This is a genomic window from Mesorhizobium sp. (assembly GCF_024509055.1).
In the GTDB taxonomy this organism is placed as follows: Bacteria; Pseudomonadota; Alphaproteobacteria; order Rhizobiales; family Rhizobiaceae; genus Mesorhizobium.
Genome location: NZ_JANINM010000362.1, coordinates 1 through 11729 on the forward strand (window position 1 = coordinate 1; position 11729 = coordinate 11729).

Below are 11729 nucleotides of genomic sequence, written 5' to 3' on the forward strand. Positions count from 1 at the left end.
CAGGAGGACGCGCGCATGAAGATGCCGCAGACGATCGGCCTCGTGCATTTCATCGGCATTGGCGGCATCGGCATGAGCGGCATCGCCGAAGTGCTGCACAATCTCGGTTACAAGGTGCAGGGGTCCGACCAGGCGGACGGCGCCAATGTTCAGCGTCTGCGCGACAAGGGCATCGAATGCTTCGTCGGCCACAAGGCGGAGAACATCGGCGACGCAGAAGTCGTCGTGGTGTCGACCGCCATCAAGAAATCCAATCCCGAGCTCAAGGCCGCGCGCGAGAAGCTCTTGCCGATCGTGCGCCGCGCCGAGATGCTGGCCGAACTGATGCGCTTCCGCCAGGCGGTCGCCATCGGCGGCACGCATGGCAAGACCACGACGACGTCGATGGTGGCGACGCTGCTCGAAGCCGGCGGGCTCGATCCGACCGTCATCAATGGCGGCATCATCAACGCTTATGGCACCAATGCGCGCATGGGCGACGGCGAATGGATGGTGGTCGAAGCCGATGAGAGCGACGGCACCTTCCTGAAGCTGCCGGCCGACATCGCCGTCGTCACCAACATCGACCCCGAGCACCTCGACCACTACGGCTCCTTCGACAAGGTGCGCGAAGCCTTTCGGCAATTCGTCGAGAACGTGCCGTTCTATGGCTTCGGCGTGATGTGCACCGATCATCCGGAGGTGCAGGCACTGGTCGGCCGCATCGAGGACCGGCGTGTCATCACCTATGGTGAGAACGCGCAGGCCGATGTGCGCTTCACCAACCATCGCATGCAGGGCGCGACTTCAGAGTTCGACGTGACGATCCGCGACCGCAAGGGGCGGGGCACGACGACGATCAAGGACCTGCGGCTGCCTATGCCCGGTCGGCACAATGTCTCCAATGCGACGGCGGCGATCGCGGTCGCGCATGAACTTGGCCTTTCGGACGAGGCGATCAAGAAGGGGTTATCGTCCTTCGCCGGCGTCAAGCGGCGCTTCACCCATACCGGCTCCTGGAACGGCGTCGAGGTGTTCGACGACTACGGTCATCACCCGGTGGAGATTGCCGCCGTGCTCAAGGCCGCGCGAAGCGCCACCAAAGGCCGCGTCATCGCGATCGCACAGCCGCACCGCTTCACCCGCCTGCACGATCTGTTCAACGAATTCTCGGTCTGCTTCAACGATGCCGACACGGTGATGGTGGCGCCGGTCTATGCGGCCGGCGAGGAGCCGATCGAAGGCGTTTCGTCGGACGCGCTGGTGTCGCGCATCCGCGCCGGCGGCCATCGCGATGCGCGCTATATCGATGGTCCCGCCGCGATCGCGCCGGCCATCCGCGAGCTTGCAAAGCCCGGCGATTTCGTCGTCTTCCTCGGCGCCGGCAACATCACGCAATGGGCCTACGCATTGCCCAAGGAACTCGGCGGGACGCCGTCATGATGCGCGGCCAGGCCCTGATCGACAAGCTCGGCGACCGGCTTTCCGGCCTGCGCGGCCGCATTACGTCGAATGCGGAGATGGACAAGATCACCTGGTTTCGTGCCGGAGGCCTGGCGGAAGCACTGTTCCAGCCGGCGGACGAGGAGGATCTCGCTGCCTTCCTGCGCGCCGTGCCGGAGGAGATACCGATCATGGTCGTCGGTATCGGCTCGAACCTTCTCGTGCGCGACGGCGGCATCGCCGGCTTCGTCGTCCGGCTGTCGGCGAAAGGCTTCGGCGAGGCCGAAGTGATCGGACCGACGACCATCAACGCGGGCGCCGCGACGCCGGACAAGCGCCTCGCCGCGGTCGCCTATGAGGCCGGCATTGGCGGCTTCCATTTCTACCACGGCATTCCCGGCGCCGTCGGCGGTGCGCTGCGGATGAATGCCGGCGCCAACGGTGTCGAGACACGCGAGCGCGTGGTCGAGGTGAAGGCATTGGACCGCAAGGGCAACGCCCACACGCTGAGCAATGCCGATATGGGTTATGCGTACCGGCATTCGTCGGCGCCGGCTGGACTGATCTTCACGTCGGCAACCTTCGAAGGCATTCCGGAAGACAAGGCCGTCATCAAGGCGGCGATGGACGCGGTGCAAAACCATCGCGAGACGGTGCAGCCGATCCGTGAGAAGACCGGTGGTTCGACCTTCAAGAATCCCGAAGGGACGTCGGCCTGGAAGGAAATCGATAAGGCCGGCTGTCGTGGGCTGATGATCGGCGGCGCGCAGATGTCGCCGATGCACTGCAACTTCATGATCAACACCGGAACGGCGACCGGCTACGACCTCGAATATCTGGGCGAGACCGTGCGGGCGAGGGTGCTCGAGAATTCGGGCATCCGGTTGCACTGGGAGATCAAGCGCCTCGGCAACTTCAGGCCGGGTCATGCTGTGCAGGAATTTCTTGGGCAGCTGCTTTAAGTTTTTGTTTTGATGCATGTCGTTGCCCCAAAACCGCTGCGCACTTTTGGGCGACATGCATGAGCGCTCCACGATGTTCAAGTGATGCTTGAACATCTTCAGCCGGCGATGCAGCCAGGCGTTGCCGTAAAGACTCAACGACACACTTTTCTCGCCTGTTTTCGCGGAAAGTGAATCTCTCGGAATCATAGGCACTTGTCAGGGAATCAACTCTCTGATTCTCTGCCCTAAAGCGTTTCCTGATTTGAGTCGTTCGACGCGTGAATCCGCGTTTTCCGTCTGGGGGGCAACCTGCCGGAAGACTCGGACTCAATGCTCGGAAACGTGGTGTGGGAAATTTCGGTTGCAGGCCCGGCGTGAGAGGGGATGACGGGATGAAGAAGAAGCATGTGGCTGTCCTCCTGGGTGGATTCTCGTCGGAGCGGCCCGTGTCTCTGTCCTCGGGGAAGGCATGTGCGGATGTGCTCGAGAATGAAGGCTATCAGGTCACCCGCGTCGATGTTTCGCGCAATGTCGGGGCTGTGCTTTCCGATCTCAAGCCTGACGTCGCCTTCAACGCGTTGCATGGCCCGTTCGGCGAGGATGGTACTGTCCAGGGAATTCTCGAATATCTCGGAATTCCATACACTCATTCGGGTGTACTCGCCTCGGCGCTGGCTATGAACAAGGAGCAGGCCAAGAAGATCGCCAAGGCGTCCGGCATTCCGGTCGCGGAATCGAAGGTCGTCAACCGCTTCGCCGTCCAGAACAAGCATCCGATGAAGCCGCCTTATGTGGTGAAGCCGGTCAACGAGGGCTCGAGCTTCGGCGTCGTCATTGTGCATGAGGGGCAGTCGCATCCGCCGCAGGTGATCGGTTCTCCCGAGTGGCAGTATGGCGAGATCGTCATGGTCGAGCGCTATGTCTATGGGCGGGAGCTGACCTGCGCGGTGATGGGCGATGTGGCGCTCGGTGTCTGCGAGATCATCCCGACCGGGCATTCCTTCTACGACTACGATTCAAAATACGTGCCGGGCGGATCAAAACACGAAATCCCTGCTAAAATTTCACCGAATATTTACCAAAAAATACAGACACTGGCCCTCAAGGCTCATCTTGCCATCGGTTGCCGGGGCGTCTCCCGGTCGGACTTCCGTTACGACGACCGTCACTCCGAGAACGGCGAGGTTGTCTGGCTCGAGATCAATACCCAGCCGGGCATGACGCCGACGTCTCTGGTGCCTGAAATCGCCGCGCAAGCGGGGCACTCGTTCGGCGATTTGTTGAGTTGGATGGTGGAGGACGCTTCGTGTCTGCGTTGAGGTGGGGACAGGGCAAGGGCAGCGGCGCGGCCGGTTTCGCGCTGTTCGGCATGCCATTGTCGTTCGACCATTTCGTGCTGCCGCGCCTGCTGCGCCGGCCAGTGCGCCTGCTGGCGCGCCTGTGCGGCGGCGAGTATGAGGCGCCGCGTTTTTCGGCCGCGATCCTGTCGGTGGCGCTTGTCGCCTCGGCTGGCGCATATGGCGCTTTTCTCGGGGGCTATGCCGACAGCATCGTGCAAGGCGTGACCGCCCGCACCGGCTTTGCCGTCGACCAGATCAAGGTCATCGGCAACCATCAGACGTCGGAGATCGACGTCCTTGACCAGCTCGGCCTCGACGGCTGGACCTCGCTGATCGGCTTCGATGCAGAGGCCGCGCGGCAGCGTATCTCAACTTTGCCCTGGGTCCAGGGTGCGGCGGTGCGCAAGATCTATCCGCATACGCTGGAAGTGCGCATCGATGAGCGCGAGCCCTTCGCGCTCTGGCAGCAGGGCGATTCTATTTCGGTGATCCAGCGGTCGGGCGCGGTGATCGCGCCATTCTCGGGTGGCAAGCAGGCCTTGCTGCCGCTGCTTGTGGGAACCGGCGCGCCGGCGATGGCGCCTGCTTTCCTGGACAAGATCCAGCGTTATCCCGAACTAGCCGCGCGGGTGAAGGGCTATATCCGCGTCGGCGAGCGGCGCTGGGACCTGAAGCTGGAGAACGGCATCACGGTCAAGCTGCCGGAAGATGGCGAGGATCAGGCGATCGCCATGCTCGTCAAGCTCGACCATGACAATGGGCTGTTGACGCGCGACATCGCCGCCGTCGACATGCGGCTGCCCGACCGACTCGTGGTCGAGCTGTCGCCTGAAGCCGCCACGCAGCGCGAGGCGGCGCTCAGCGACAAGCCCAAGAGCCTGACCAAACGCAAGCCGGAGACGAAGATATGAGCTGGCTTGGCGGCAGCGGTGATGCTTCTTCACGCCGGTCGGGCACGCTTACCGTGCTCGATGTCGGGTCGAGCAAGGTTTGCTGCGTGGTGGCGAAGCTGAAGCCGCGCGAGGACGGCAAGCTCCTGCGCGGGCGCTCGCATCGCATCCAGGTGATCGGCATCGGCCATCAGAAATCCCAAGGCGTGAAGTCGGGTGTCGTGGTCGACCTCGATCGCGCCGAGCATGCCGTTCGCCTTGCCGTCGACGCAGCCGAGCGCATGGCCGGACTGACTGTCGATTCCCTCATCGTCAACATGACTGCCGGGCGCCTGAAGAGCGAGGCGTTCTCGGCAACCATCAATCTCGGCGGCCATCAGGTCGAGGAGGCCGACATCAAGCGCGTGCTCACCGCCGGCGCCAAGCAGGCGCTGCGGGCGGAGCGCGAAGTGATCCATTCGCTGCCTGTCGGCTTCTCGCTCGACGCCGAGCGCGGCATGCGCGATCCGCGCGGCATGGTCGGCGACGCACTCGGCGTCGACATGCATGTGCTGACCGGCGACGCCGCGCCGATGCGCAATCTGGAGCTCTGCATCAACCGCTCGCATCTGTCGGTCGAGCGCATGGTGGCGACGCCCTATGCCAGCGGGCTTGCGGCACTTGTCGACGACGAGCTCGAAATGGGCGCGGCATGCATCGACATGGGCGGCGGCACGACGACGATTTCGGTTTTCTCCGAGGGCAAGTTCGTCCATGGCGACGCCATCGCCATCGGCGGCAATCATGTGACGCTCGACATGGCCAAGGGCCTGTCGACCTCGCTCGACGCCGCCGAGCGTCTAAAAGTGATGCATGGCTCTGCGCTGCCCGGCAGTGCCGACGACCGTGACCTCGTCTCCATCCAGCCGATCGGCGAGGAGGGCGAGGTGCCGTTGCAAATTCCGCGCTCGGTGATGACGCGCATCATCCGCGCCCGCATCGACGAGACCCTGGAGCTCCTGCGTGACCGGCTGAACAAGTCCGGCTACGGCAATGCGGTCGGCAAGCGCGTCGTGCTCACCGGCGGCGCCAGTCAGTTGGCGGGCCTGCCGGAGGCGGCGCGCCGGATCCTCGGACGCAATGTGCGCATCGGCCGGCCGCTCGGCGTGGCCGGCCTGCCGGAAGCCGCGAAGGGACCGGCGTTCTCGACCCCGGTCGGGCTGTTGATCTATCCGCAGATGGCGAGCTTCGAGAGCCAGACGGCGAAAGGAATTTCCGGTTTCAGGATGACCGGAACGGGCGGAAAACTGCATCGCATGAGTCAGTGGTTGAGAGACAGTTTTTAAATTGACGGGGACAGCCCCATAGGCGGCCGCGGCGGCGAAGCGGCGGGAAAGGCAAAGGACGGAGACAATGACCATCAATCTGCAGAAGCCGGACATCACCGAGCTGAAGCCGCGCATCACCGTGTTCGGTGTCGGCGGCGGCGGCGGCAATGCTGTCAACAACATGATCACCGCCGGCTTGCGCGGCGTCGAGTTCGTCGTGGCCAACACCGACGCGCAGGCCCTGACCATGTCGAAGGCCGAGCGGCTCATCCAACTCGGCGCGCATGTCACCGAAGGTCTCGGCGCGGGATCGCAGCCGGAAGTCGGCCGTGCAGCGGCGGAAGAATGCATCGACGAGATCATCGATCATCTGTCCAACACGCATATGTGCTTCGTCACCGCCGGCATGGGCGGCGGCACCGGCACGGGCGCTGCTCCGGTCGTCGCGCGCGCCGCGCGTGAAAAGGGCATCCTCACCGTCGGCGTCGTCACCAAGCCGTTCCACTTCGAAGGCCAGCGCCGCATGAAGACGGCCGACATGGGCATCGAGGAACTACAGAAATGCGTCGACACGCTGATCGTCATCCCCAACCAGAATCTGTTCCGGCTGGCCAATGACAAGACCACCTTCGCCGACGCCTTCGCCATGGCCGACCAGGTGCTCTATTCGGGCGTCGCCTGCATCACCGACCTGATGGTCAAGGAAGGCCTGATCAACCTCGACTTCGCCGACGTCCGCTCGGTCATGCGCGAGATGGGCAAGGCGATGATGGGTACGGGCGAGGCTTCGGGCGAGGGCCGCGCGATGGCCGCCGCCGAGGCCGCGATCGCCAACCCGCTGCTCGACGAAACCTCGATGAAGGGCGCCAAGGGCCTGCTGATCTCGATCACCGGCGGCCGCGACCTCACCTTGTTCGAGGTGGACGAAGCCGCGACCCGCATCCGCGAGGAGGTCGACCAGGACGCCAACATCATCCTGGGCGCCACCTTCGACGAGGAACTGGAAGGCGTCATCCGCGTGTCGGTCGTCGCCACCGGCATCGACAAATCGGCCGCCGAAATCGCCGCGGCGCCGATCTCGATCCGCGCACCGCAAAAGCCCGCTGCTGCCCGCCCCGCGGCGCCGGCGGCTGAGAGCCGCCCTGCGCCCGTCCAGCAGGCGGTCTACGAGCCGCGCGCGATCGATCCGGTCGCCGAAGCGATCCAGCTTGCCGAGGCCAATGCGGCCGCGATGGCGCAGTCGCGCCAGGCCCCGGTCGACGACTTCCGGCCGCAGAGCAAGATCTTCCAGGCTCCGCCAGCGCCGGCTCCGCAACCACAGCCTCAGCCGGTGGTGCAGCAGCATGTCATGCAGCGCGAGATGCCGCAGCCGATGGCTGCTCCGCCGCAGCGCATGCCGCGCGTCGAGGACTTTCCGCCGGTCGTCAGGGCGGAAGTCGAGGCCAAGACCCGTCCCGCCGATCACGAAAACAGCGGCCCGATGGGGCTGATCAAGCGCTTGACCAACGGCCTGACCCGACGCGAGGAAGAGCCGGCCCGTCTGCAGCCGGCCCAGCCGCGCGAGCCCAAGCTGCGCCAGGCGGCGCCCGAGATGCGCCGTCTCGCCAGCCAGGATCCGCAGCTCTATGCGCCGCGCCGCGGCCAGCTGGACGATCAGGGCCGGCTGACGCCGCAGAGCCGCACGGTCCAGGAAGACGACCAGCTGGAAATTCCCGCTTTCCTTCGCCGCCAGGCCAACTGATCGCTGACGATATGTAACGGTTGTTAACAGGCAGGCAAGCGATTGCCTGCCTGTTGGCTTTTAAAAACCGTTGCAGAACAGTTAGTTATGAGGCTTTCCTCGTTTCCGGCGGCGGTTACACAGGGAAAGAAACCGTGATTTGGAGTCTACCGGACAGGCCACTATCTTCGCCGCGGACTAAAGTCGGTTTGCTGGGATTCGGGGAGTTGGCCCTGCCTGCCGATCATATCAGAGCCGCGCGACCAGTTGTTTTGCCGCATCTATGTGGACGCCAGATGACGATTTGGCTGCAGAACAATCAAGAGGCTGAAGAGCGGACGCGGGCAGCTAGGGCGTATGGGGTTTCTCTTGCACGACTATCAGACGACAGTGAAATCGCGTGCGACGCTGACTGGTACAGGCGTCCATAGCGGCAAGCCCGTCACCGTTCATTTCCTGCCCGCCGACGCCGACACCGGCATTGTCTTCCATCTTTCGAACGGCGAGACGGGCCGTGAATTCCGCGCCCTGGTTTCCGAGGTTGGCGCCACCGATCTCTGCACCATGCTCGGCGACCCGGCCGGTGAGCATATCGGAACCGTCGAGCATCTCATGGCGACGGTATTCGGGCTTGGCATCGACAATCTCATCATCGAGATCGACGGTTCGGAGGTTCCGATTCTCGACGGCAGCGCGATGGCCTTCGTGGAGGCGATCGACCAGACCGGCATCGATACGCTGCCGGCGAAGCGTCGCTATATCCGTGTGCTCAAGCCGGTCCGCATCGAAGCCGGCGCATCCTGGGCCGAGTTCCGCCCCTATGACGGAACGCGATTCGAGGTCGAGATCGATTTCGAGAGCCCGGCGATCGGCCGCCAGCTGTTCGCTTCCGACATCAACCCCGACATCTTCCGGCGCGACATCGCCCGGGCCCGCACCTTCGGCTTCATGAAGGACGTCGAGCGGCTGTGGGCGGCCGGCTATGCGCTGGGTTCCTCGCTCGAGAATTCGCTGGTCATCGGCGACGACAACCGGGTCATCAATGTCGGCGGACTGCGTTATCCCAACGAGTTCGCCCGCCACAAGACGCTCGACGCCATGGGCGACCTGGCGCTGGCGGGTGCGCGTTTCATCGGCTGTTTCCGCTCCTATCGCGGCGGTCATCGCATGAATGCGGCGGCGTTGCGGCGCTTGCTGTCGGACCGCACGGCATTCGAGATCGTTGAGACGAGACGCCGCGAGCGCGGCCGCACGGCTGAGATGATCGCCGTCAGCGGGCCGGTCTACGCACCCTGGGTGATCTGATTCTTAACGATTTTCTGGCTTTGTGGCTGGAACCTGTGTTGCGCGGTTGCATCACAGGTCCGTGAAAATGCGTAGCCTCGGGCACAGCGCCAAAACGCCACAAAAATGTGCGATTGGCCGGAGATAGCGTTGCCGCATTAGGCAGTTATGGTTTATGGCTGCTGCCCCATACCGAAATGGCGCCGAAAGGGCGGAATCTGATCATGGTGTTCAAGCGGGTTGGTCAATCGAAGGCGGCGCATCGGGCTGTTTTCCTGGCGCTGTCGGTGATTGTTCCTTCGCTCGTGGTGTCTGCCTGCACCTCGGACAAGAAAGACATCAACCTGGCGACCTATGTCGACCAGACCGAGCCGGCCGACGTTCTGTACAATCAGGGCCTGGCCAACATGAACGCTGGTCGCCTCGACGAGGCGAGCAAGAAGTTCGACGCCGTCGACCGCCAGCATCCCTATTCGGAATTCGCCCGCAAATCGATGGTGATGGGCGCCTTCGCCCAGTACCGCGCCGGCAGCTACGACGACGCCATCGGCACGGCCAAGCGCTACCTGACGCTCTACCCCTCGACCGACGATGCCGCCTATGCGCAGTACATCATCGGGCTGAGCTACTACCGGCAGATCAAGGACGTCACCCAGGATCAGAAGGAAGCGCGCCAGACCGTGCAGACGATGCAGGATCTGGTGACGCGCTGGCCGAACTCCGAATATGTCCCTGACGCGAAGGACAAGATCCGTTTCGCGACCGACCAGCTGGCGGGCAAGGAGATGCAGATCGGCCGCTACTATCTCGAGCGCCGCGAGTACATCGCAGCCGTCAAGCGCTTCCGCACCGTGGTCGAGAACTATTCGAACACGCGCCATGTCGAGGAGGCGCTCGCGCGCCTGACCGAAGCTTACTACGCGATGGGCCTGACCTCGGAAGCACAGACGGCCGCCGCGGTGCTCGGCAACAACTACCCCGACAGCCAGTGGTACAAGGACTCCTACAAGCTCCTGCAGAACAACGGGCTTGCACCGCGCGAAAATGCCGGGTCGTGGATCTCCAAGGCCGGGAAGCTGATCACCGGCGCCTGAAGCTTGAGATGCTGTCCAGACTTTCGATCCGCGATATCGTCCTGATCGAGAAGCTGGACATCGACTTCCTGCCCGGGCTTTCGGTGCTGACGGGCGAGACTGGCGCTGGCAAATCCATCCTTCTCGATTCGCTGTCGCTGGCGCTCGGCGCACGTGGCGACGCCTCGCTTGTCCGCCATGGCGCGACGCAAGGCCAGGTCATCGCGGTGTTCGATGTGCCGCGAAATCATCCGGCGCGCGCGCTTCTTGCCGACAACGACATCGAGGACGACGGCGACATCATCCTGCGCCGTGTGCAGACTGCAGATGGCCGCACGCGCGTCTTCGTCAACGACCAGCCCTCCAGCGTCACCTTGATGCGCGATGTCGGCCGCGCGCTGGTCGAGATCCATGGCCAACATGATGAGCGCGCTCTCGTCGATCCGGGCGCGCATCGTGAATTGCTGGACAGCTTCGGCGGCCATCTGGGCGCCGTGCGCGGCGCGGGCGAGGCCTGGCGCTACTGGCGCGGCTGCGAGCAGGACCTTTCCAGGCATCGCGCCAAGGTGGAGGCGGCGGCGCGCGAGGCCGATTATCTGCGCGCCTCGGTCGCCGAGCTTGCCAAGCTGGACCCGCAGCCCGGCGAGGAGACCGAGCTTGCTGAACTCCGCGCGCAGATGATGCGTGTCGAAAAGATCGCGGCCGAAATCCATGACGCGCAGGATACGCTGTCGGGGCCGTCCTCGCCCTTGCCGCAGCTCGCCAGCCTGTTGCGCCGGCTGCAGCGCAAGTCCGGCGAAGCGCCGGGCCTGCTCGATGACGTCGTGAAGTCGCTCGACGAGGCGATGATCTCGCTCGACGCGGCGCAGTCCGGCGTCGAGGCGGCACTCCGCGCCACCGAATATGACCCGCAGCGGCTAGAGAAGGCCGAAGAGCGGCTGTTTGCGCTGCGCGCCGCCTCGCGCAAGCACAATGTCGCCGTCGACGATCTTGCCCAGCTGCGCGACACGATGGTGGCCGACCTTGCCGATCTCGATGCCGGCGAGGAGCGGTTGCACGGACTGGAGAAGCAGGCGGGGGCGGCGCGCGAGGCTTACGACATTGCCGCGGCACAGCTTTCCTCGCTCCGCCAGGCGGCGGCCGTTGGCCTTACCAAAGCGGTGATGGCCGAACTGCCTGCGCTCAAGCTCGAGCGGGCCGAGTTCATCGTCGAGATGACGAGCAACGCTGAAAGCCGCATGGAAGAAGGCATCGACCAGGTCGAGTTCTGGGTCCGCACCAATCCCGGCACACGGCCAGGGCCTATGATGAAGGTTGCCTCCGGCGGCGAGCTCTCGCGCTTCCTTTTGGCGCTGAAGGTGGCGCTCGCCGATCGCGGTTCGGCGCCGACTCTGGTCTTCGATGAGATCGACACCGGTGTCGGCGGCGCGGTGGCCGACGCCATCGGCCAGCGGCTGGCGCGGCTATCGAAGCGGGTGCAGGTGCTTTCGGTCACCCATGCGCCGCAGGTGGCGGCGCGCGCCGCAACGCATTTCCTGATCTCGAAATCCGGCGGCAAGGACCGTGTCGCCACCGGCATCGCCGAGATGGACCGGGCAGCGCGTCAGGAAGAGATCGCGCGCATGCTGGCTGGCGCCACGATCACCGACGAGGCGCGTGCGGCAGCGGACAGACTGCTGCGCGAGAACACGGCCGCAGCGTAGGCCGTGCCGATATTCAGGTGAGGCCGGTTTGCCAACGGCGGTTTCC

The 11729-nt window shown here is 64.3% G+C and carries 9 protein-coding genes; all 9 read left to right on the plus strand.

Features of this window, described 5'->3' with window-relative positions; translation table 11 throughout:
- The first annotated feature begins 15 nt into the window (after window positions 1-15).
- The 9 genes from murC to recN all read left to right on the plus strand — a co-directional run bounded on the left by murC (window position 16) and on the right by recN (window position 11683).
- The gene (gene murC / locus Q0L57_RS15515) at window positions 16-1422 is read left to right on the plus strand and encodes a UDP-N-acetylmuramate--L-alanine ligase (protein WP_296744044.1); all 1407 of its coding nucleotides are present in this window, start codon (window positions 16-18) and stop codon (window positions 1420-1422) included.
- Window positions 1419-2384 (plus strand): UDP-N-acetylmuramate dehydrogenase, encoded by a 966-nt coding sequence (gene murB, locus Q0L57_RS15520; protein ID WP_296744010.1) that lies wholly within the window; start codon window positions 1419-1421, stop codon window positions 2382-2384. The genes murC and murB overlap by 4 nt, the downstream gene beginning before the upstream one ends.
- Before the next feature lie 374 nt (window positions 2385-2758).
- Complete coding sequence (locus tag Q0L57_RS15525) at window positions 2759-3685, plus strand: D-alanine--D-alanine ligase (protein ID WP_296744011.1); 927 nt, start codon at window positions 2759-2761, stop codon at window positions 3683-3685.
- The gene (locus Q0L57_RS15530) at window positions 3673-4617 is read left to right on the plus strand and encodes a cell division protein FtsQ/DivIB (RefSeq protein ID WP_296744013.1); all 945 of its coding nucleotides are present in this window, start codon (window positions 3673-3675) and stop codon (window positions 4615-4617) included. Before Q0L57_RS15525 ends, Q0L57_RS15530 begins: the two co-directional genes overlap by 13 nt.
- Window positions 4614-5921, plus strand: coding sequence for a cell division protein FtsA (ftsA, locus tag Q0L57_RS15535; RefSeq protein WP_296744014.1), 1308 nt, complete (start codon window positions 4614-4616; stop codon window positions 5919-5921). Before Q0L57_RS15530 ends, ftsA begins: the two co-directional genes overlap by 4 nt.
- Before the next feature lie 67 nt (window positions 5922-5988).
- A complete protein-coding gene (gene ftsZ / locus Q0L57_RS15540) occupies window positions 5989-7644 on the plus strand; it encodes a cell division protein FtsZ (RefSeq protein ID WP_296744016.1) in 1656 nt (551 codons plus the stop codon).
- Between the two features lie 336 nt (window positions 7645-7980).
- Complete coding sequence (gene lpxC, locus Q0L57_RS15545) at window positions 7981-8928, plus strand: UDP-3-O-acyl-N-acetylglucosamine deacetylase (protein WP_296744018.1); 948 nt, start codon at window positions 7981-7983, stop codon at window positions 8926-8928.
- A 203-nt stretch (window positions 8929-9131) separates the two neighbouring features.
- Window positions 9132-10001 (plus strand): outer membrane protein assembly factor BamD, encoded by an 870-nt coding sequence (locus Q0L57_RS15550; RefSeq protein WP_296744019.1) that lies wholly within the window; start codon window positions 9132-9134, stop codon window positions 9999-10001.
- 8 nt (window positions 10002-10009) lie between these two features.
- Window positions 10010-11683 (plus strand): DNA repair protein RecN, encoded by a 1674-nt coding sequence (recN, locus tag Q0L57_RS15555; protein ID WP_296744021.1) that lies wholly within the window; start codon window positions 10010-10012, stop codon window positions 11681-11683.
- Window positions 11684-11729: the final 46 nt, after the last annotated feature.